General features: G+C 64.7%; 21 protein-coding genes and 1 pseudogene. 10 read left to right on the top strand and 12 right to left on the bottom strand.

The window, feature by feature from the left end; all coding sequences use genetic code 11:
* Positions 1-29 precede the first annotated feature (29 nt).
* A complete protein-coding gene (locus tag FJW05_RS13340) occupies positions 30-485 on the top strand; it encodes a GNAT family N-acetyltransferase (protein WP_140632616.1) in 456 nt (151 codons plus the stop codon).
* Here FJW05_RS13340 and FJW05_RS13335 read toward each other — a convergent pair.
* Positions 480-887 (bottom strand): hypothetical protein, encoded by a 408-nt coding sequence (locus tag FJW05_RS13335; RefSeq protein ID WP_140632613.1) that lies wholly within the window; start codon positions 885-887, stop codon positions 480-482. The two genes, FJW05_RS13340 and FJW05_RS13335, sit on opposite strands and share 6 nt — an antisense overlap.
* Positions 888-908: 21 nt before the next feature.
* Complete coding sequence (locus tag FJW05_RS13330) at positions 909-1,118, bottom strand: SlyX family protein (protein WP_140546338.1); 210 nt, start codon at positions 1,116-1,118, stop codon at positions 909-911.
* A gap of 254 nt (positions 1,119-1,372) precedes the next feature.
* Between FJW05_RS13330 and FJW05_RS13325 the strand changes: the two genes are divergently transcribed.
* The 6 genes from FJW05_RS13325 (at position 1,373) to deoA (ending at position 7,617) form a co-directional block, all read left to right on the top strand.
* Positions 1,373-2,905 (top strand): ABC transporter ATP-binding protein, encoded by a 1,533-nt coding sequence (locus tag FJW05_RS13325; RefSeq protein ID WP_140632610.1) that lies wholly within the window; start codon positions 1,373-1,375, stop codon positions 2,903-2,905.
* Complete coding sequence (locus tag FJW05_RS13320; protein WP_140632607.1) at positions 2,902-4,041, top strand: ABC transporter permease; 1,140 nt, start codon at positions 2,902-2,904, stop codon at positions 4,039-4,041. The genes FJW05_RS13325 and FJW05_RS13320 overlap by 4 nt, the downstream gene beginning before the upstream one ends.
* A 1-nt stretch (position 4,042) precedes the next feature.
* Positions 4,043-5,014 (top strand): ABC transporter permease, encoded by a 972-nt coding sequence (locus FJW05_RS13315; protein WP_140632604.1) that lies wholly within the window; start codon positions 4,043-4,045, stop codon positions 5,012-5,014.
* A 77-nt stretch (positions 5,015-5,091) separates the two neighbouring features.
* Complete coding sequence (gene cdd / locus FJW05_RS13310) at positions 5,092-5,484, top strand: cytidine deaminase (protein ID WP_140632601.1); 393 nt, start codon at positions 5,092-5,094, stop codon at positions 5,482-5,484.
* A 13-nt stretch (positions 5,485-5,497) separates the two neighbouring features.
* A complete protein-coding gene (locus tag FJW05_RS13305; RefSeq protein ID WP_140632598.1) occupies positions 5,498-6,301 on the top strand; it encodes a purine-nucleoside phosphorylase in 804 nt (267 codons plus the stop codon).
* Positions 6,301-7,617, top strand: coding sequence for a thymidine phosphorylase (gene deoA, locus FJW05_RS13300; RefSeq protein WP_140632595.1), 1,317 nt, complete (start codon positions 6,301-6,303; stop codon positions 7,615-7,617). Before FJW05_RS13305 ends, deoA begins: the two co-directional genes overlap by 1 nt.
* A 6-nt stretch (positions 7,618-7,623) precedes the next feature.
* Here the strand turns inward: deoA and FJW05_RS13295 are convergent, their stop codons facing one another.
* From FJW05_RS13295 to FJW05_RS13285, 3 genes are all read right to left on the bottom strand, one after another.
* Positions 7,624-8,190, bottom strand: coding sequence for a TIGR02281 family clan AA aspartic protease (locus tag FJW05_RS13295; RefSeq protein WP_140632592.1), 567 nt, complete (start codon positions 8,188-8,190; stop codon positions 7,624-7,626).
* Positions 8,191-8,392: 202 nt separating this feature from the next.
* The gene (gene upp / locus FJW05_RS13290) at positions 8,393-9,022 is read right to left on the bottom strand and encodes a uracil phosphoribosyltransferase (protein WP_027165262.1); all 630 of its coding nucleotides are present in this window, start codon (positions 9,020-9,022) and stop codon (positions 8,393-8,395) included.
* A gap of 140 nt (positions 9,023-9,162) precedes the next feature.
* Positions 9,163-10,137: an adenosine deaminase gene (locus tag FJW05_RS13285; protein ID WP_140632589.1), complete on the bottom strand. Its 975-nt coding sequence runs from the start codon at positions 10,135-10,137 to the stop codon at positions 9,163-9,165.
* A 168-nt stretch (positions 10,138-10,305) separates the two neighbouring features.
* Here FJW05_RS13285 and ubiE point away from each other — a divergent pair, with 168 nt between their 5' ends.
* The 3 genes from ubiE to coaBC all read left to right on the top strand — a co-directional run bounded on the left by ubiE (position 10,306) and on the right by coaBC (position 14,248).
* On the top strand, positions 10,306-11,082 hold the full coding sequence (ubiE, locus tag FJW05_RS13280) for a bifunctional demethylmenaquinone methyltransferase/2-methoxy-6-polyprenyl-1,4-benzoquinol methylase UbiE (protein ID WP_140632586.1): 777 nt from the start codon (positions 10,306-10,308) through the stop codon (positions 11,080-11,082).
* A 43-nt stretch (positions 11,083-11,125) separates the two neighbouring features.
* Positions 11,126-12,700 carry a 2-polyprenylphenol 6-hydroxylase gene (gene ubiB / locus FJW05_RS13275; RefSeq protein ID WP_140632583.1) on the top strand — a complete coding sequence of 525 codons (1,575 nt, stop codon included), beginning with the start codon at positions 11,126-11,128 and terminating at the stop codon, positions 12,698-12,700.
* A 72-nt stretch (positions 12,701-12,772) separates the two neighbouring features.
* Positions 12,773-14,248, top strand: a complete 1,476-nt coding sequence (gene coaBC, locus FJW05_RS13270; RefSeq protein ID WP_210239095.1) for a bifunctional phosphopantothenoylcysteine decarboxylase/phosphopantothenate--cysteine ligase CoaBC — start codon at positions 12,773-12,775, stop codon at positions 14,246-14,248.
* 48 nt (positions 14,249-14,296) lie between these two features.
* Here the strand turns inward: coaBC and FJW05_RS13265 are convergent, their stop codons facing one another.
* From FJW05_RS13265 to FJW05_RS27920, 7 genes and pseudogenes are all read right to left on the bottom strand, one after another.
* On the bottom strand, positions 14,297-15,763 hold the full coding sequence (locus tag FJW05_RS13265) for an MFS transporter (protein WP_246673390.1): 1,467 nt from the start codon (positions 15,761-15,763) through the stop codon (positions 14,297-14,299).
* A gap of 224 nt (positions 15,764-15,987) precedes the next feature.
* Complete coding sequence (locus FJW05_RS13260) at positions 15,988-16,464, bottom strand: DUF992 domain-containing protein (protein ID WP_140632580.1); 477 nt, start codon at positions 16,462-16,464, stop codon at positions 15,988-15,990.
* Positions 16,465-16,687: 223 nt separating this feature from the next.
* Positions 16,688-17,539: a tetratricopeptide repeat protein gene (locus FJW05_RS13255; protein WP_140541918.1), complete on the bottom strand. Its 852-nt coding sequence runs from the start codon at positions 17,537-17,539 to the stop codon at positions 16,688-16,690.
* Between the two features lie 132 nt (positions 17,540-17,671).
* The gene (gene rpsU / locus FJW05_RS13250; protein ID WP_027165252.1) at positions 17,672-17,938 is read right to left on the bottom strand and encodes a 30S ribosomal protein S21; all 267 of its coding nucleotides are present in this window, start codon (positions 17,936-17,938) and stop codon (positions 17,672-17,674) included.
* A 179-nt stretch (positions 17,939-18,117) separates the two neighbouring features.
* Positions 18,118-18,504 (bottom strand): SET domain-containing protein-lysine N-methyltransferase, encoded by a 387-nt coding sequence (locus FJW05_RS13245; RefSeq protein WP_140632577.1) that lies wholly within the window; start codon positions 18,502-18,504, stop codon positions 18,118-18,120.
* A gap of 110 nt (positions 18,505-18,614) precedes the next feature.
* Entirely contained in the window at positions 18,615-19,373 is a 759-nt protein-coding gene (locus tag FJW05_RS13240) for an SDR family oxidoreductase (RefSeq protein ID WP_140541916.1), read from the bottom strand.
* A gap of 215 nt (positions 19,374-19,588) precedes the next feature.
* A pseudogene (locus FJW05_RS27920) lies at positions 19,589-19,774 on the bottom strand (DUF2568 domain-containing protein); the annotation flags it as partial.
* Positions 19,775-19,833 lie beyond the last annotated feature (59 nt).

Genomic DNA, 19,833 nt, shown 5'->3' with positions numbered 1-19,833 from the left:
CCCGGCGGTTTCGCTTTGGAGATGGAACTATGCGGCCGACGATCGAGGCCATGGCGGAAGGCGACGTCGAAGCAATCGCGAGGCTTCGCCTAGCGGCTTTCTTCGAAGGCACGGATCGGACACTCGACGAGGACATGGCCGGGTTGCGCGGGCTGATCGCCGGCGACGGCTCCGAGGCAGCCTTCGTTGCGCGCGACCGTGGCCGGCTGATCGGGAGCTGCCTGCTCGTCCGCAGCGAAATCAGTTCGCCGCACGACTTCTCGCCATGGCTGGCTGGGCTGATCGTCGAGGATGGATATCGCGGCAGCGGCGTCGGCACGGCGCTGGTCAGAACCGTCGAAGCTCGTGCCGTCTCGGCCGGTGTCGGCAAGCTCTATCTCTACACCTGGCAGGCGCGCGGCTTCTACGAGGCGCTTGGATGGACGGCGGTCGAGACCTTCGAGCAGGACGGCGCGCCGATGCTTCTGATGTCGCGTGAGCTATAGCGTGCCGGCGAGATAGCCGAGCGCAAAGGCGGCCAGCAGGGCAAGCGCAATAACAAAGCCAAGCCTGCCGCCACGCGAATGCAGGCCGACGCCGTAGGACTTGCGCTCAAGCCGATGGATCATCACCGGCGGCGGTTCCGTCTCGGAGGCGGCGACGCCGGCAAGGCGTGTCTGCATCTGCGGCAATTCGGCAAGGCGCCGCGTGACCAGCTCCCAGCGATTGTCGCGCCCTTCAGGTGCCGCGGGATCGAATGCGCGCAAGCGCTCGGCCAGCCGCAGCACCGTGTCGCGAAAGGCGGGATCGATCTCGAGGTCGCGCTCGGCGCGAGCGCGTTCCCTGTCGTTCATCAGGCCAAAGACATAGTCGCCGGCCCTGGCGACACGGTCGCTTTCACCGGACATGGCCGTTTTTTCCCATGCTCCTCACCAGTGGGGCGGCTTGGTCACCGGAACATCGGAGGCGGTCTGCTCCTCCAACTCCAGGAACCGGTCGGTAAGCGCTGCGAGCTTGCGCTCCATGCGCTCGATCACCTTCCACTGTTCGGCGATCTGCCCGGACAGTTCCTCGATGGTGTTCTCCTGCTCGGCGGCGCGGATTTCCAACGCCGTCAGCCGATCGTCAGGCATGGTCATGCAAACCGACCCCTTGCGAGTGTGAAGCCTCCGCCTCAGCAGATGTTCGTGGATGCCCGAATATATCTGCTTAGGCCCTATTGGTTCCCGCAGGTCTGATCGCAAAACCGTGGACAGTTTTGCGGAACCTGCTCAGGTTCGAAATTGACAAGGGCGCTGCGATTTGTCGAGAGTGCACCGCCGATTGGCATAAGCGGGGCATCATGCTAGGCCTTTTGACCAAGCGATAAAAAATAACAGTGGGAACAGGCTGCATGGCGCAAGCCGCAATCGAGCTCATAGGCATCAACAAGAGCTTTGGCGCAGTGCGCGCCAACCGCGACATCAACCTGGAAGTGGCGCGCGGCACCATCCACGGCATCGTCGGCGAGAACGGCGCCGGCAAGTCGACGCTGATGTCGATCCTTTATGGTTTCTATCAGGCCGACAGCGGCGAGATCCACGTCGGCGGCAAGCCGGTGTCGATCAACACCTCCAACGACGCCATCGCGCTCGGCATCGGCATGGTGCACCAGCACTTCATGCTGGTCGACAATTTCACGGTGCTGGAAAACATCATCCTCGGCGCCGAAAACGATGTGTTGTTGAAGAGCAGCATCGCCAAGGCACGCTCGGAACTCGACCGGCTGGAGCGCGAGTACGGCCTCGAGGTCGATCCGGATGCCGTCATCGAAGAGCTGCCGGTCGGCCTGCAGCAGCGTGTCGAAATCCTCAAGGCGCTTTACCGCGGCGCCGAGATCCTGATCCTCGACGAGCCGACGGGGGTGTTGACGCCGGCCGAGGCCGACCACCTTTTCCGCATTCTCAAGCAATTGAAGGAGCAGGGAAAAACCATCGTCCTCATCACGCACAAGCTGCGCGAGATCATGGCGATCACCGACACGGTCTCGGTGATGCGCCAGGGCACGATGGTGGCAACCCGGGTGACCAAGGAAACCACGGTCGGCGAACTGGCCGAGCTGATGGTCGGCAGGCGCGTGCTTCTCAGGGTCGAAAAGGGCCAGTCGGAAGCCGGCGCGATAAAACTCTCGGTCAAGAACCTGACGGTCAAGGATTCGCGCGGCGTCACCATGGTCGACAATGTCTCCTTCGACGTGCGCGGCGGCGAGATCGTCGGCATCGCCGGCGTTGCCGGCAACGGCCAGTCCGAGCTGCTGGAGGCAATCTCCGGCATCCGGCATGCGGTTTCCGGCGAGGTGATGCTGGAAGGCAAGCCGATCGATCTCACCGGCAAGGCCGATCCCGGCGAATTGCGCGACCGTGGGCTTGCCCACGTGCCCGAGGACCGCCACCATGTCGGGCTGGTGCTCGCCTTCGAGGAAAACGAGAATTCGATCCTCGGCTATCACGACGACGAGCGCTACCTGAAGGGGCCGTTCCTCGACGTCGATGCCATCATGGCCGACGCGAAGGACAAGATCGAGAAATACGACATCCGCCCCGGCAATCCGCGGCTGAAGACGGCGAACTTCTCCGGCGGCAACCAGCAGAAGATCGTGCTGGCCAGGGAGATGGAACAAGATCCCGGCGTGCTGATCGTCGGCCAGCCGACGCGCGGCGTCGACGTCGGCGCCATCGAATTCATCCACAAGCGGCTGATCGCCATGCGCGACCAGGGCAAGGCCGTGCTGGTGGTATCGGTCGAGCTCGACGAGATCCGCTCGCTGTCCGACCGCATCCTGGTGATGTTTGCCGGCCGTGTCGTCGGCGAGCGCGGCCCGGACGCGACCGAAGGCGAGCTCGGGCTGCTGATGGCCGGCGTCGAGCACCAGGAGGCCGCCGAATGAGCACGCCCTACACCAAGCTGCCGGCCTGGGCCGACTATGGGTTGATTCCGCTGATCAATCTGTCGGTCGCCTTCATCGTTGCCGGCTTCGTCGTCATGCTGGTCGGCGAAAACCCGTTCCGCGCCGCCGTCATCCTGGTCGACGGCGCCTTCGGCAAGGGCACGGGCATCGCGTTCACCCTGTTCTATGCCACGACCTTCATCTTCACCGGGCTGTCGGTGGCGGTGGCGGCGCATTGCAGCCTGTTCAACATCGGCACCGAGGGCCAGGCCTATATAGGCGGCCTCGGCATCGCGCTCGTTTGCCTGAGCCTCGACAGCGTGCTGCCCTGGTGGGCGATCTTTCCGATCGCGATCGTGGCCGCGGCGGCATTCGGCGCGCTGTGGGGGCTGATCCCGGCCTATCTGCAGGCTAAGCGCGGCTCGCACATCGTCATCACCACCATCATGTTCAACTTCATCGCCGCCTCGGTGATGGTCTATCTCTTGGTCGGTGCGCTGAAGCCGGCCGGGTCGCAGGCGCCGCAGACGCGCAATTTCCTCGCCGGCGCCGAACTGCCGAAGCTCAACTGGATCATCGAATTGTTCGGCGCCAAGATCCGCTCGGCGCCGCTCAACATCTGCTTTCTGCTGGCGCTCGTCATGGCCTTCCTGGTCTGGCTTTTGATCTGGCGCACCAGGCTCGGCTACGAAATGCGCACCTATGGCCACAGCCCGAAGGCGGCGCGCTATGCCGGCATTTCGGAAACCCGCATCATCATCACCGCGATGATGATCTCGGGCGCGCTTGCCGGCATGATGGCGCTCAACCCGGTGATGGGCGACCAGCACAATGTCGCGATCGATTTCGTGTCCGGCGCCGGCTATGTCGGCATCGCGGTCGCGTTGATGGGCAGGCTGCATCCGGTCGGCATCGTCCTGGCGGCGATCCTGTTCGGCATGCTCTACCAGGGCGGCGCGGAGCTTGCCTTCGAGATGCCGGCGATCAGCCGCGACATGATCGTCATCATCCAGGGGTTGGTCATCCTGTTCGCCGGCGCGCTCGAACACATGTTCAGGCCCTACATCCAGGCGCTGTTCGCCTCGGTCAGTCCGAAATCGGTCGGCATGCAGGCAGTGAACGGTAAGGGGGCCTGAGATGGATATGTTCAACGCCATCATCCAGGTGCTGGATTCGACCATCCGCCTTTCGGTGCCGCTGCTGCTCGCTTGCCTGGCGGGTCTTTATTCGGAACGGGCCGGCATCTTCGACATCGGCCTGGAAGGCAAGATGCTGGTCGGCGCCTTTGCCGGCGCTTCGGCCGCCGCCGTCTTCCATTCGGCGCTGATCGGCCTCGGCACGGCCGTGCTGATCTCGGTCGCTTTCGCCCTGGTGCACGGCTTCGCCTCGATCACGCATCGCGGCAACCAGATCGTGTCCGGCGTGGCGATCAATTTCATCGCTGCCGGATCGACCATCATCCTCGGCCAGGCGTGGTTCCAACAGGGCGGACGCACGCCGGCCCTGCAGCCGGCCGAACGCTTCGAGGCGATCATCTGGCCCGGCGCCGAGGCGATCAAGGACGTGCCGATCATCGGCCCGATCTATGTCGAGCTGATCTCCGGCCATTCGATCTTGGTCTATTTCGCCTTCGCCATGGTGCCGTTCACCTGGTGGGTGCTGTTTCGTACCCGCTTCGGGCTCAGGATGCGCGCCGTAGGCGAAAATCCGGCAGCGGTCGACACCGCCGGCATCTCGGTCGCCTGGCTGCGCTACCGCGCGCTGATCTGCACCGGCATCCTCACGGGCGTTGCCGGCGCGTATCTTTCCATGGTGCAGAATGGCGGCTTCGTGAAGGACATGACTGCGGGCAAGGGCTATATCGCGCTGGCAGCGCTCATCTTCGCCAAATGGAAGCCGGTCAACGCCATGTTCGCCTGCCTGTTGTTCGGTTTCCTCGATGCTGCGGCGATCCGCCTGCAGGGCTCGCCGCTGCCGATCATCGGCAAGGTGCCGGTGCAATTCATGCAGGCGCTGCCCTATGTGCTGACCGTCATTCTGCTCGCAGGCTTCATCGGCAAGGCCATCCCGCCGCGTGCCGGCGGCGTGCCCTATGTGAAGGAACGCTGAGGTCGGAGAATGCAGCGGCGGGATTTTCGTGCGGCGGCGACCGGTATTTGAACAAGATCGTGGGAGAGAAGAACCGGATGTCGCATGATCTTTTCGAGGCGGCGAAGACGGCGATGGCAAAGGCCTATGCGCCCTATTCGAAGTTCCCAGTAGGAGCAGCGCTGCGCACCGAGGACGGGCGCGTCTTCACCGGCGCCAATATCGAAGTGGCGTCCTATCCGGAAGGCTGGTGCGCCGAGACCACGGCGCTCGGCCATTACATCATGGGCGGCGGCGGCAGGATCATTGAGATCGCGGTGATCGCCGAACGCATGGCCAAATGCTCGCCATGCGGCGGCTGCCGGCAGCGGCTGGCGGAATTCTGCCGGCCGGACACGAAGCTCTATCTCTGCGACAACGCCGGCGTGGCCGAAACGGTGACCATGGGCGACATGCTGCCCTACGGCTTCAGGGGCGACATCTTGAAATGAGGAGCGGGTTGAAATGAAGGAAGCGCTGGATCATCTGGTCGAGAAGCTGGACGGACTGGCGCCGGCCGCGGCGCTCGTGCTGGGCTCGGGCCTGGGCGGGCTGGTCGACCAGGTCAAGGATGCCAGGCGCATCTCCTATGCCGAACTGCCGGGCTTCCCGCGCAGCGGTGTTTCCGGCCACGCCGGCGAGGTGGTTGCCGGCCATTTCGCCGGCACGCCGGTGCTGATGCTGTCCGGACGCGCGCATTATTACGAGCATGGCAATGCCGCGGCGATGCGGCCGGCGCTGGAGGTGCTTGCCGGCATCGGCATCTCGCATTTGATCCTCACCAATGCTGCCGGCTCCGTCGATCCTGAAATGGGGCCGGGTTCGGTGATGCTGATCACCGACCACATCAATTTCGCCGGCTCCAACCCGCTGATCGGCGAGCCGAGCGACCGCCGCTTCGTCGGCCTCACCGAGGCCTATGACGCCGGCTTGCGCGGCGCGATCGAGAAAGCGGCGAAGGCAACGGGAACTGCGCTGCATCAGGGCGTCTATATGTGGTTTTCCGGACCATGCTTCGAGACGCCGGCCGAGATCCGCATGGCCCGCGTCATGGGGGCGACGGCGGTCGGCATGTCGACCGTGCCGGAAGTCATCCTCGCCCGCTTCCTCGGGCTCAAGGTCGCCGCCTGCTCGGTCATCACCAACCTGGCGGCCGGCATGACCGGAGCGGAGCTCTCGCACCAGGAAACCAAGGATATGGCGCCAATCGGCGGCGCGCGGCTGGCGACGATCCTGCGGCGCGTCTTCCAGGACGGCTTGCCCGACTGATGCTGCCGCAGGAGATCATCCGCCGCAAGCGCGACGGCCACAAACTCTCGGCCGACGAGATCGGGGCCTTCGTCGCGGGGCTGACGGCCGGCACCATCTCCGAGGGCCAGGTCGGCGCTTTCGCGATGGCCGTGTTCCTCAACGGCATGAGCCGCGAGGAAGCGGTGGCGCTGACGATTGCGATGCGCGATTCCGGCGATGTGCTCGACTGGTCCGACCTGCCGGGCCCGGTCACCGACAAGCATTCCACGGGCGGTGTCGGCGACAATGTCTCGCTGATGCTGGCGCCGATCGTCGCGGCCTGCGGCGCCTGTGTGCCGATGATCTCGGGCCGCGGGCTCGGCCACACCGGCGGCACGCTGGACAAGATGGATGCCATCCCCGGCTATGCCAGTCAGCCGGATGTGGCGCTTTTCCGCAAGACGGTGCTCGAGACCGGTTGCGCCATTATCGGCCAGACCGCCGATCTCGCGCCGGCCGACCACAGGCTCTATGCGATCCGCGACGTGACCGGAACGGTCGAATCGGTGCCGCTGATCACCGCGTCGATCCTGTCGAAGAAGCTTGCCGCGGGCCTGGGCTCGCTGGTGCTCGACGTCAAGGTCGGCAACGGCGCCTTCATGGAGAAGTCGCGCGATGCCGTCGCCCTGGCGAACAGCCTGGTCGAGGTCGCCAATGGCGCCGGCTTGAAGGCCTCAGCGCTGGTGACCGGCATGAGCGAGCCGCTGGCCTCGGCCGCCGGCAACGCGGTCGAGGTGAAGAATGCCGTCGATTTCCTCACCGGGCGATATCGTGACCGGCGGCTGGAGGAGGTGACGCTGGCGCTGGCGGCCGAGATGCTGCAGTCGGCGGGGCTCGTATCGTCCAACCAGGACGGCATCAGGCGCGCCACCGAAGCGCTTGCCGGAGGCCGTGCGGCGGCCGTCTTCGCGCGAATGGTGTCGGCGCTTGGCGGTCCCGGCGATTTCATCGAGAATGCGGAAAAATATTTGCCGACTACGCCGGTCGAACTGGCCGTGAAGGCGGAACAGGACGGGTTCGTGACCGGCATCGCGACGCGCGATATCGGGCTTGCCGTCGTCACGCTCGGTGGCGGGCGTACCCGTCCGGACGACAAGATCGATTATGCCGTCGGCTTGACCGGGCTGTTGCCGGTCGGCGCCGAGCTGCGCCCGGGCGAGGCACTGGCGCTGGTGCATGCCCGCACCGACGCACAGGCTGCGGCAGCAGCTGCCGCTGTGCGTGCCGCCTATACGATCGGCGCGTCGAAGCCGCCTGCCGAGAAGACCGTGTTGAGGCGGATACTGCCGCGCTGATCGGACTTACTGCACGAGCAGCAGCGAGCCGTCCTGGACCTGGTATTTCTGCAGCCGCTGCAGGAAGCTCATGCCGATCAGATTGGTCTGCAGCGCCCTGTCGTCGAGCACCATCGCCTGGACGTTGTCGACCGAGATCTTGCCGATCTGCAGGCGGTCGACCGTCACCACGGCGGCCTTGATCGCGCCGTTGGCGGTGTTCACCGGTCGATTGAAGTCGGACGGATTGAGCGAGATGCCGATCCTGCGCGCCGTCGAGGTGTTGATGGCGACCAGCGTCGCGCCGGTGTCGATCATGCCGTCGATCTGGCGGCCATTGAGCTTGAACTGCGACGTGAAGTGGCCGCGCCCATCGGCATTGACCAGCACCTGACGGCCGAGCGGCACCGGCGTCGCCGGCTTGTCCGGAACCGAGGCGAGATTGACCTGCGGTTCTGCCTCCGGCGCAGCCGGCTGCGGGGCGACGGTCGATTTCAGCAAGCCGTCCATCAGATGCGGGTTAGCCTGATAGACGATCGGAATAGAAGCCGAGGTTCCGGCAAAGATGCCGAGGATGAGAATCTTGCGCAGCATTGATGCCCCTGGAGCGTTTCACCGTTTCAAGGAAACGTCGACCCGCTCTATCCCTTGTTTTGGAGCAATTCCGAACGAAAACCGCTTCACACTTTTCCTGGAATTGCTCGCGAAGCAGCATCCTTAAGCCCGACATGGTGTGTACGACTTTAACGCGTGCGGGAACCGCAAGCTTGCGTAAACGGCCAGTTAAGAACGGCGCTCACTTTGTGCCGTACATGCGGTCGCCGGCGTCGCCGAGGCCGGGCATGATGTAGCCCTTGTCGTTCAGCTGCCGGTCGATCGAGGCGGTGAAGATCGGCACGTCCGGATGCGCCTTGGTGAAGCGCTCGATGCCTTCGGGGGCGGCAAGCAGGCAGAGGAAGCGGATGTTGGTGGCGCCGCGCCCCTTCAGCTTGTCGATCGCGGCGATCGCGGAATTAGCGGTCGCCAGCATCGGATCGACGACGATCACCAGGCGGTCGGCAAGATCGCTCGGCGCCTTGAAGAAATACTCGACCGCTTCAAGCGTCTCGTGGTCGCGGTAGAGGCCGATATGGGCGACGCGTGCAGCCGGCACCAGATCGAGCAGGCCCTCGAGCAGGCCGTTGCCGGCGCGCAGCACCGAAGCAAAGACCAGCTTCTTGCCTTCCAGCGTCGGCGCCTCCATCTCCTCGATCGGCGTCTCGATCATGGTCGTGGTCAGTTCGAGATTGCGGGTCACCTCATAGCCGAGCAGCAGCGAAATCTCGCGCAGCAGCCGCCGGAAGCCGGCCGTCGAGGTCTCCTTCTTGCGCATGATGGTCAGCTTGTGCTGGACGAGGGGGTGGTCGACGACGGTGACGCCCTGCATGATGTGCTCCAGTGTGTGGTGAATAGTGAATAGTGAATAGTAAGCAGGTTTGCGAGTCCTGACGGTTCTGCGGTTGCCTTGACATGCCGAAGCGCGCCAGCAGACCAACCATTCACCATTCACCATTCACCATTCACCATTCACCGGCCCCGGGCGTCGAGGCGGCCTAGCAGCATCGCCTTGGTCTTCTTGTCCACGAAGGCCGCTTCGACGGCCGTTCTGGTGATCCCGGCGAGCGCCTTGTCGTTCAAGGCGAAATGCTCGGCGGCGATATCGTATTCGCGCTTCAGCGAGGTCCAGAAGTAGGGCGGGTCGTCGGAGTTGAGCGTCACCTTGCAGCCGGCTGCACGCAGCGCCGGAAAGGGATGGTCGGCGAAGCTGTCGAATACTTTCAGCGCGACATTGGAGCCCGGGCAGCATTCCAGCACCACGCCTTCGGCGGCGATGCGGCGGACCAGGTCCGGATTCTCGATGGCGCGAACGCCGTGGCCGATGCGGGAAGGGCGGATGTGGTCCAGGGCCGCCGCCACACTTTCCCAGCCCATCAGCTCGCCGGCATGGATGGTGATGCCGAGGCCCGCTTCGCGCGCGATCTCGACGGCGCGCACATAGTCCTCGAAATCGCCGATGCGTTCGTCGCCGGCGACGCCGAAACCGGTCACCAGCGGATGGCCGCAGCGCGCCGCGAAGCGCGCCGCCTGCTCGATCGCCTCGACCCCGACATGGCGCACGCCGGTGACGATCATGCGGCCCTCGATACCGGTCTTGGCCTTGGCGCGGGTCATGCCTTCGCCCAGCGCATCCGTATAGGCTTTTGGCGACAGGCCGGCCTTCTTGGCATGGTCCGGGGAGGTGAATATCTCGGAATAGATGGCGCCGTCGCGGGCGAGGCTGGTCAGATAGTAGTCGGCGAGGCGGGCATAGTCTTCCTCCGTGCGAAACAGGTCGGAAGCGAAATCGTAAGCCGCAAGAAACGAGGTGAAGTCCTGCCAGACAAATGAGCCGTCCTGGATATAGGGCGAAGGGTCCTTGCCGTATTTGCGGGCCTGGGCGACGACGAGCTCGGGCGCCGCCGCCCCTTCGATGTGGCAGTGCAGTTCGGCCTTCAAAATCATGCGGTCATCCCGTCCGATATGCTGCTCTCGCGCAGATTCTGGCCGGAAAATCATGCGTGGCCTTTCCCTGCCGGGTTTTGAAGGCGCGGCCGAAAACCGCGCCTTGGACAATAGCGTCGGCACCATCGATCGGCTATGGTCCCGCCGGTTTTATGGCGGATCAAAATAATGTCAGTTGAGAGAACCACGGCCGCGGGCGGCATGGAAACCTCCTATGGTTTCAGGAAGGTCGGGGAAGGCGAGAAGCAGCCCCTGGTCAACGACGTCTTCCATAAGGTGGCCAATCGATACGACCTGATGAACGACCTGATGTCGGCCGGGTTGCATCGGTTGTGGAAGGACGCGATGGTCGCCTGGCTGAACCCTCCCAAAAAGATGGGCTGGAAGGTGCTCGACGTTGCCGGCGGCACCGGCGATGTCGCCTTCCGCATCGTGGAGGCCAGCCGGCGCCAGGCCCATGCCACGGTGCTCGACATCAACGGCTCGATGCTGACCGTTGGCCGCGACCGCGCCGAAAAGCTGGGGCTTGCCGCGAACACCGACTTCGTCGAGGCCAATGCCGAGGAATTGCCTTTCGAGGACGACAGCTTCGATGCCTATACGATAGCGTTCGGCATTCGCAACGTGCCGCGCATCGAGGTCGCTCTCGACGAAGCCTATCGGGTGCTGAAGCGGGGCGGACGGTTGCTCTGCCTCGAATTCTCCGAGGTCGACATGCCGCTGCTCGACAAGGTCTATGAGGCTTGGTCGTTCAACGCCATCCCCAAAATCGGCAAGGCGGTGACCGGCGATGGCGAGCCCTATTCCTATCTCGTCGAATCGATCCGCAAGTTCCCCAACCAGCAGAATTTCGCAGCAATGATCACCCGCGCGGGCTTCGATCGCGTCACCTTCCGCAACTATTCGGGCGGCATCGCCGCCCTTCATTCCGGCTGGAAGCTTTGAGGCGCGGCCCCTTGCAGCAGGCGGCTTTGAAACAGGCAGGGCTATGACCAGCGTCGGCGCAGCCTTCAGGCTCGCCAGGGCCGGCTGGGTGCTGGTCCGCGAGGGCGTCGTCGCGGCGCTGCCGGGCGAAGAACTCTCCGGCATGCCGAAATTCGGCTGGCGCGTGGCGCGGCTTTTCACCCGCCGCCGGGCGCTGAGCTATCAGCGGGGCGACAGGCTGGCACGGGCGGTGGTGCGGCTCGGACCTTCCTACGTCAAGCTCGGCCAGTTCCTGGCAACACGCCCGGATGTCGTCGGCAACGACATGGCGCTGGACCTCGCGCTCTTGCAGGACAAGATGCATACCTTCCCGAAAGCGGCGGCGGTCCATGCGATCGAAGCCTCGCTCGGGCGCAGGATCGACGATCTCTATTCGCGCTTCGGCGAACCGGTGGCGGCGGCCTCTATCGCGCAGGTGCACGGCGCCGAAATCGTGCGCGAGGGTAGCGCTTCGCAGGTGGCGGTGAAAGTTATCCGGCCCGGCGTGCGGCACCGCTTCTTCCAGGATCTCGAAAGCTATTTCCTTGCCGCCCGCCTGCAGGAGAAATACATCCCCTCGTCGCGCCGGCTGCGTCCGGTCGAGGTGACCCAGACGCTGGCGCAGACCACCAAGATCGAGATGGACCTGAGGCTCGAGGCAGCCGCGCTTTCCGAACTCGGCGAGAACACCAAGGACGATCCGGGTTTTCGCGTGCCGGCGGTCGACTGGGAGCGGACCGGCCGCGACGTGCTCACCATGGAGTGGATCGACGGCATCAAGATGAACGATCTCGCCGGCCTTGCCGACGCCGGCCACGACCTCAAGGCGATCGCCGCCAATCTGGTCCAATCGTTCCTGCGGCACACGTTGCGCGACGGCTTCTTCCATGCCGACATGCATCCTGGAAATCTGTTCGTCGAGGCGAACGGCACAATCGTCGCGGTCGATCTCGGCATTGCCGGCCGGCTCGGCAAGAAGGAGCGCCGCTTCCTGGCAGAGATCCTCTACGGCTTCATCGTGCGCGACTATCAGCGCGTCGCCGAAGTGCATTTCGAGGCGGGCTACGTGCCGCGCCAACACAATGTCTCGGCCTTCGCGCAGGCGATCCGCGCCATCGGCGAGCCGATCCACGGCCAGTCGGCCGAGACCATCTCGATGGCGAAGCTGTTGACGCTGCTATTCGAAGTCACCGAGCTCTTCGATATGGCGACGCGGACCGAGCTGGTGCTTTTGCAGAAGACCATGGTGGTGGTCGAAGGCGTCGCCCGCACGCTCGATCCGGCCTTCAACATGTGGAAGACGTCCGAGCCTGTGGTCAGCGACTGGATCGCGGGCAATCTCGGCCCGCGCGGCATGCTCACCGACGCGCGCGACGCGGGCAGAGCCCTTGTGTCGCTGGCAAGGCAGGCGCCGGATCTTGTGGCCCGCACCGAGCGGCTGTCGCGCGAGATCGATTTGATGGCGGAAAACGGCCTGCGCTTCGACGAAGCGACCGCGCGCGCGATAGGCAGGGCGGAAGCGCGCCACACCCGCTCCGGCCGCGTGGCGCTGTGGGTGATCGCGCTGACGCTGATCTACGTAGCGTGGAAATTGCTCTGACCGCCAGCCGGCTTGTCGCCGGTTGATTGCATTGCTATCATTGCAAGCGCTACCTAAAGCGAGTGCAATCACATGGCCACCATCACGATCCGTAATCTGGATGACGAGGTCAAGGACCTGCTCCGGCAACTCGCGGCCGAAAATGGCTGCTCGATGGAGGAGCAGGCGCGGGCGATGATACGCGCCGCGGTCGAAGGCCGGGCAGGGCAGGCCGACCGCATCGATCAGATCGAAGAAAGGCTGCGTGCGCTGACAGGCTCAAAGGAGCAGGCGGCGCCGGTTGTCGCTGCATCCGCCAAATCAGTTTCGCGAGGTTCCCTCTCCGGCAAGCGCATCCTGCTCATCATCGGCGGCGGCATTGCCGCCTACAAGGCGCTCGACCTGATCCGGCGGCTGCGCGAGCGCGGCGCCTCGGTGCGGGTGGTGATGACGTCGGCCGCGCAGGAATTCGTCACCACGCTGTCGGTCGGCGCGCTTTCGGCCGATCATGTCTTCACCGAGCTGTTCGACCGCAAGGACGAGCACGATGTCGGCCATATCAGGCTGTCGCGCGAGGCCGACCTGCTGGTCGTTGCGCCGGCAACCGCGGACCTGATGGCGAAGCTCGCCAACGGTCATGCCAACGACCTTGCCTCGACGGTGCTTCTGGCCACCGACAAGAAGGTGCTGATGGCGCCGGCGATGAACCCGAAGATGTGGGCGCATCCGGCAACGCGGCGCAATCGGGCCACCTTGCAGAAGGACGGCGTCGCCTTTGCCGGTCCCGCCAAGGGCGAGATGGCCGAAAGCAACGAAGCGGGCGAAGGCCGCATGGCCGAGCCGCTGGAGATCGTCGCCGCGATCGAGGCGATACTCGACGAGAAGCCGAAGCCGCTTGCTGGGCGCCGGATCATCGTCACCTCCGGTCCGACGCATGAGCCGATCGATCCGGTGCGCTACATCGCCAACCGCTCCTCAGGCAAGCAGGGCCATGCCATCGCGGCCGCGCTGGCTAAGCTCGGCGCCGATGTCAGGCTTGTCTCTGGCCCGGTCACCCTCGCCGATCCGGCCGGTGTCGCGACCACCCACGTCGAAACGGCCGCGCAGATGAAGCAAGCGGTCGAGAGCCTGTTGCCGGCGGATGCCGCCGTATTTGTTGCCGCCGTCGCCGACTGGCGCACGGAAAACGCCGCCGGCGAGAAGATCAAGAAGGTGGCGGGCAAGGGACCGCCTTCGCTGCGGATGGTCGAGAACCCCGACATCCTCGCGGGCATCGGCCATCACGTGCAGCGGCCGGGCCTCGTCGTCGGCTTTGCCGCCGAGACACAGGACCTCATCGCCAATGCCGAGGCGAAGCTCAAGAAAAAGGGCGCGGACTTCATCGTTGCCAACGATGTCTCGCACGAAAGCGGCATCGGTCCATCCGGCGTGATGGGCGGCGACCGCAACAAGGTGCGCATCGTCTCCAGGACCGGCGTCGAGGAATGGCCGGAAATGGGCAAGGACGAGGTGGCGGCGCGGCTCGCCGCGCTGATTGCGGAGCGGCTGCAGCAGACTATTGAGGTCTGACCCGAGCGGCAAGCCGGCGCCTCGGCCGCGGCCGCCATGACATCCCCGTCAACCCGCTGCCAATCTCGGCCGGTTTGTCGCCGAAAATATCCTCAATGCCGCCAGGCAGCCGAACACGCCGAGGGGCACGAAGGCCAGAAACAGCCAGCCGGCGACGCCTGCGGCCGCTTCACGGTTCAGGCCTTCCGAGAAGCCGCTGCCATTGGCGACGATGCCGGCGAGCGCTGCGCCTACCGCATAGCCGATGCGCTGCATGGTCGGCACGGCGGCTGAGGCGATGGTCTGCTCGCCGTCGCGGGCCGAGGCGACGATGACGCGCGTGAGGAAGGGCCAGCAAACGCCAAAGCCGCCGCCTTGCAAAAGGGCGCAGAGCAGGATCAGCGGGATCGAGCCTGCCGGGATTGTGTAAGCGAAACCGGCGAGGCCGGAGGCGATCATCAGCGCGCCGACGAGGATGATCAGCCTCTCGCGCTCCAGCGGCGCATTGGCGATGAGGATCGACAGGATCGACCAGGCGATCGATTCTGCGGCGATGATGTAGCCGGTGGTCAGGATCGGAATGCCGTGCAGCGTGGTCAGAAGCAGCGGCCCGTAAATGGTGAAGGTGCAGGTCGCCACGGAGAAAGCCGCAACCATGGTCATGCCGCTGCCAAGCGGCGAGCGCCATGAAAACAGAGGCGACGGGAAGAGCCGGGATTGCGGTCTAAGCGCGTCCACGCGGAAGAAAAGCGCCAGGCCGGTCAGGCCGAGGAAGAGGAGCAGCGACGAGCGCAACAGGGCGACGTCGATGCCGGCGGCGGCGATCAGCACGACGCTGAGGGCGAGACAGGCAAGCGCGGGATAGGGGAAGGGCGGTGCCTTGCCGCCGCTCGCCTGCGGCTTCCTCGCTTCGGGGGTGTCGAGCACGACGAAGCTTGCCAGCGCCATCGCCGCGCCACCCAAGGTGAAGACGCCGAAAGCCCAGCGCCACGACAGGAATTCGGTCATGAGAGCGCCAAGCATCGGGCCGCTGAAGGCTGCGACGCCCCAGATTGCGGACATGATGCCGAAGAGCTGCGGCCAGATGTTGCGTGGAAACAGACGCTCGACCGAGACGAAGGCCAGCGATACCAGCGCGCCGCCGCCAAGCCCTTCGACCAGACGCCCGATGAGGAACAACGGCATGGAAGGCGCCGTGGCGCAGATCAGCGCGCCGGTCGCGTAGAGCAGGGCGGCGACCATCATGTTGGAGCGTAGGGCGACATAACTGACCAGCCGGCCCGCAGCGGCGCCGGCGACGATTGCGCCGAGCTCATAGATCGCCAGCGACCAGCCGACCAGCTGCACGCCCGCCAGTTCGCCGACCATGGCCGGCATCACCGTCGCCACCATCGTCTCGTTGGTGGCATGCAGCAGGATGCCGAGGCTGACGAAGCAGAAGCGCGCCAGATCGCCGCTCGCCCACAGCGTCCGCCAATCCACCCTGTTGCTGGCCACCCTGTTGCTGGCCACCTTGTTGCCGCTCGCTGCCGTCACGCCGATCTCCTGCTTGTTTTGCGCACCTCATCCGCGTTGCGAACGAGGGGCAAGGTCCAGTTCGGCAGGGCTTGTAGAACCTCAAGCGCAGTTGAGCTCGAGAGGCTTTTTCGCGGATTTCGAGGCAAGCCATTGGCGCCGAAGGGATACGGCTTTCCAAAGCACTCGGCCCGGAACAGATGTTCCGGGCCGAGTGCGGCGCGATGAATTGAAAAGCCGAAGGCTCACTTGTAGGAGTGGACGAGGTCCAGCGACGCCACGGTGACGGCCAGGTTGAGGCCGGTCTGAGCCTGGACGCTGAGCGGCTCCAGCATGAAGGCGCTGTCCAAGCCGCCGACCAGGACGTTGGCGCCGCCGCCGGTCACCACGCTCGCCTCGGCGTTGACGCCGTAATAGCTGCCAGCGAGATCGCCCGCATCATGGCTGCGGGTGGCGGCAAGCACCGCCCAGACGAGCTGGCCCTGATGCGTCTTGCCGACGTCGACGCCGAGCTTGGAGATCATCCCGGTATAAATTTCGGCCGGGCCCTGATGGGAGGGGCGGAAGACGCAGGAGACGCCCTTGTTCGACGTGATGACGTAGCCGACGCCGCCGTCGATCGTGCAATCGAGCGTGCCGAGCCGGAGCGTGCCGGCGCTGACCGGAGAAGCGAGCACCGTGGCGGCAAGCGCGGCAGCGGCACAGGCAAGTGTCTTGATCATTGGAAAGTCCCTTTCGCGAAAATCTTGGCCCCGGCTTAAACGATCGAGGTGCACGGAGCGTTCCGCCGAAACTTTGACGCGAACATGGCAAGGGTTAACGCATTGCCCTGGGCGGTTAACGGATCGCTATCGGCGTCTCCGCAGCGCAACATCGCGGCCGCCGACGGCGACCGGGCGACCGCGAACGACGCTTAAACGTCGTCCCTTCGGCGTCGGCTTGCGATCAGCTGGCGTTGCCGCCTGTGCGCGACAGGCCGTCCTTGGCCGGCTGGTAGTTGGGGTCGAGGTGGATCGCCTCGCGGTAGGACTTGGCAGCCCTTCCCTTGTCGCCGCGCTTTTCGTAGATCAGTGCCTGGTTGGCCCAGGCCTCGGCGTTCTTGCCGTCGAGCTTGATGGCCATATTGAAGTCGGAGAAGGCGTTGTCCTCGTCGCCTGTCGCCAGATAGGAGAGGCCGCGGCCGTTGTAGGGCTCGGCGGCGTCCGGCGCCAGCGAGATCGCGGTCGAGAAATCCTCGATGGCGAATTTGTGCTGGCCCTGGCTCTGATAGATCAGGCCGCGATTGTGGTAGGCGCGGGCATCGGTGGTGTCGAGTTGGATCGCCTTCTGGAAGTCGTTGAAGGCATCCTGGGTGCGGCCCGCCTTGCGGTAGAGATTGCCGCGGCCAATATAGGCTGCGTCGTAGTTGGCGTTGATCTGGATCGAGCGGTTGTAGTCGGCCAAAGCGGCTTCCTGATTGCCGAGGAAGCGCTGGATCAGCGCGCGGTTCGAATAGGCCTGGTAGAAGTTCGGGTTGAGCTGGATCGCCTGGTTGAAGTCCTTGAGCGCCGCCTGGTACTGGCCGCCGCGGCCATAGGCCGAGCCGCGCACGTTATAGCCATCGGGATCCTGCGGATTTCGCTGGATGACCGCCGAAAGCGAGGAGATGTTCTCGCTCGACCCCTGCGCCTTGTCGATCGAGTTGAACTCACCCGTCGGGGTCGTCTGGCATGCTGCGAGCGTCAGACCCGAAAGCAGGGCCGCCGTCAGGGCGAAGCCGCGAAAAGCGGTTTTGCGCTCCACGGTAATTGCGTTCATCTTTGTCCTCACTGCCGCAGCGCCGTCAGTCCGTTCCCTCTCCGAACCGGCTCCAATACATAAACAAAAAGGTGGCGGCGATTCCGCATCGCGCCACCCTCGGTATCCTTCGAAAAGGACGAAAAATAGGCGTTATGAGCGCGGCGAGCGCGATGCGCCGGCAGCACCAGCCGGAGCCGGGCGCGGGGTCATCGGCAGCAGGCCTTCGCGCTGGGCGCGCTTGCGGGCCAGCTTGCGGGCGCGGCGCACGGCCTCGGCCTTCTCGCGGGCACGCTTCTCGGACGGCTTCTCGTAGTGACCGCGCATCTTCATTTCGCGGAAAATACCTTCGCGCTGCATCTTCTTCTTCAGCGCGCGAAGCGCCTGATCAACGTTGTTGTCGCGGACGAGTACCTGCACGGGCAATCCTGTCTTCGGGTTTGAAATCATTAGGCAAACAGCCATAGCTGACATGCCTCCGCGGCGAATTGCACCGCGAATTGTGGCGGCTGATAGCAGAATCAGGCTGGGATGTCCACCTTTGATTGCGCGAAACGGCGATCAAAAACCCGAGCGCTGCGCCCGCATGTTTGCTCGCGCTACGCGGTCGTCAGATGGTGGCGCGCAAAGTCCTCGAAAAACTCACCATAATCGCAGGTGATTTCCTCGCCGGCAGCGATGTCGCGAATGGCCGTGGCGCCGCCATATTGCGAGAAATCGGTATTCGGCCGCTCGGAGTGATTCATGAAGCGGCCATTGTCCACCTCATAGACCATGAAGCCGGGCTTGTCCGGGCTCGGATAGGCGTAGCGGTCGAGCAGTTCCTTGAGATGCAGAGATGCGGCTTCATATTTCTCCAGCGGGATCAGCCGGTCGAAATCCGGATCGAGGCGCCAGATCGAAGCGCCCTTGCGGATCGGCTCGGCGGCGAAGACCCCGACCCCTTCGATGGCACTCTGGGCAACATAGGTTCTGATCAGCAGCATCGTTCCGGTCCGATTTCGACGGGAACGAAAATCGTCAAATCGGAGCGGATTGCAAGGCCGCCCCGCGACTTTTTCGGTTGGCCGGCAGCGGCATGCCCCGTCAAATCTCCTCACGTCCGGTTGATCGAGACACCGCCATCGGCAAACAGCGCGGTTCCGGTGGTGAAGCTCGACGCATCCGAGGCAAGGTAAAGCGCGGAGCGGGCGATCTCTTCCGGCTGCGCCATGCGCTTCAATGCATGAATGCCTTCGACGAAAGCGCGCGCCTCGGGCGTGGTCGTGGTTGCGCCGGGCGTGTCGGTGCCGCCGGGTAGCAGCGCGTTGACGCGCAGTCCTCGCGGACCGTATTCGGCAGCGAGCACCTGCGTCAGGCCGATCAGTCCGGCCTTGGCAGCGGCGTAGGCCGCCATGCCCGGCATGCCGGCGGTGTAGCCGACGAAGCTCGAGGTGAAGATCAGGGAGCCGCCGCCGCGCTCCAGCATGGCCGGTATCTGGTGCCTTGCGGCGAGGTAGGCGCTGGTCAGATTGGTGTCCATCGTCTCGTGCCAGGTGGCTGGCGCCATGTCGGTCACCGGCCCCATCACGCCGACGGCGCCGGCATTGTTGAAGGCGATGTCGAGGCCGCCAAATCTCGCGACGGCGAATTCGACGAGCGCCTTCGCGTAGGCCTCGTCCCTTACATCGCCGGCAAGCGCGGCTGCCGTGCCGCCGGCCGCTTCTATCTCGCCGACGAGCGCGTCGAGCTCGGCCTGACGCCGGGCCGCGACAACCAGGGTTGCGCCTTGCTCGGCAAACAGTTTGGCAGTGGCGCGGCCGATGCCGGAGCTCGCGCCGGTGACGATGGCGACCTGGTTTGTAAGCGTGAACATGTCTTTGCATCCTTCCTTTGTACCGGGCTTGCCGGCGGTTGGATGCTTGGTCGCAGATGAGGATTACGGCGGCCACCCGAAACCGGCAAAGGCGCCATTGCCTTACTGCCGCAACAGCCAAGCCAGCCGGTCCAGCGAGAGGCGTAGCTGAAGGCAATCAGCAGAGCCATGACGATGCCAATGGCCGCGTGACCGGCCAGATAGAATCCCGCGGCGCCGCCGCACAGGATGACAAGTTCCAGCGCCAGCCTGAGGGCGCCGGGCACCGGCACCGGAGCTCGACCCGACCGGCTCGGATCATTGAGCACGGCGAAAGTGCCCCACAGCACCGCCGCGACGAGCGGCAAGGCGACGGCAAGAATCCAACGGCTGAACCCGACGGCAAAGCTCCAGCCGACCATGCCGAGTCCAAGCAGCGCTGCAAGTTCCAGCAGGAAGCGCAGGGTCAGATTCCACCAGG

It is taken from the genome of Mesorhizobium sp. B2-9-1 (genome assembly GCF_006439455.1).
Lineage (GTDB): Bacteria > Pseudomonadota > Alphaproteobacteria > Rhizobiales > Rhizobiaceae > Mesorhizobium.
The sequence above is the reverse complement of the archived record's forward strand: the minus strand, read 5'-3'. Positions and strand labels throughout refer to the sequence as shown.

Coding starts and splice junctions, on each gene's coding strand:
- FJW05_RS13340 (WP_140632616.1), top strand. CDS start 30: ATGCGGCCGACGATCGAGGCCATGGCGGAAGGCGACGTCGAAGCAATC.
- FJW05_RS13335 (WP_140632613.1), bottom strand. CDS start 887: ATGTCCGGTGAAAGCGACCGTGTCGCCAGGGCCGGCGACTATGTCTTT.
- FJW05_RS13330 (WP_140546338.1), bottom strand. CDS start 1,118: ATGACCATGCCTGACGATCGGCTGACGGCGTTGGAAATCCGCGCCGCC.
- FJW05_RS13325 (WP_140632610.1), top strand. CDS start 1,373: ATGGCGCAAGCCGCAATCGAGCTCATAGGCATCAACAAGAGCTTTGGC.
- FJW05_RS13320 (WP_140632607.1), top strand. CDS start 2,902: ATGAGCACGCCCTACACCAAGCTGCCGGCCTGGGCCGACTATGGGTTG.
- FJW05_RS13315 (WP_140632604.1), top strand. CDS start 4,043: ATGGATATGTTCAACGCCATCATCCAGGTGCTGGATTCGACCATCCGC.
- cdd (WP_140632601.1), top strand. CDS start 5,092: ATGTCGCATGATCTTTTCGAGGCGGCGAAGACGGCGATGGCAAAGGCC.
- FJW05_RS13305 (WP_140632598.1), top strand. CDS start 5,498: ATGAAGGAAGCGCTGGATCATCTGGTCGAGAAGCTGGACGGACTGGCG.
- deoA (WP_140632595.1), top strand. CDS start 6,301: ATGCTGCCGCAGGAGATCATCCGCCGCAAGCGCGACGGCCACAAACTC.
- FJW05_RS13295 (WP_140632592.1), bottom strand. CDS start 8,190: ATGCTGCGCAAGATTCTCATCCTCGGCATCTTTGCCGGAACCTCGGCT.
- upp (WP_027165262.1), bottom strand. CDS start 9,022: ATGCAGGGCGTCACCGTCGTCGACCACCCCCTCGTCCAGCACAAGCTG.
- FJW05_RS13285 (WP_140632589.1), bottom strand. CDS start 10,137: ATGATTTTGAAGGCCGAACTGCACTGCCACATCGAAGGGGCGGCGGCG.
- ubiE (WP_140632586.1), top strand. CDS start 10,306: ATGTCAGTTGAGAGAACCACGGCCGCGGGCGGCATGGAAACCTCCTAT.
- ubiB (WP_140632583.1), top strand. CDS start 11,126: ATGACCAGCGTCGGCGCAGCCTTCAGGCTCGCCAGGGCCGGCTGGGTG.
- coaBC (WP_210239095.1), top strand. CDS start 12,773: ATGGCCACCATCACGATCCGTAATCTGGATGACGAGGTCAAGGACCTG.
- FJW05_RS13260 (WP_140632580.1), bottom strand. CDS start 16,464: ATGATCAAGACACTTGCCTGTGCCGCTGCCGCGCTTGCCGCCACGGTG.
- FJW05_RS13255 (WP_140541918.1), bottom strand. CDS start 17,539: ATGAACGCAATTACCGTGGAGCGCAAAACCGCTTTTCGCGGCTTCGCC.
- FJW05_RS13245 (WP_140632577.1), bottom strand. CDS start 18,504: ATGCTGCTGATCAGAACCTATGTTGCCCAGAGTGCCATCGAAGGGGTC.
- FJW05_RS13240 (WP_140541916.1), bottom strand. CDS start 19,373: ATGTTCACGCTTACAAACCAGGTCGCCATCGTCACCGGCGCGAGCTCC.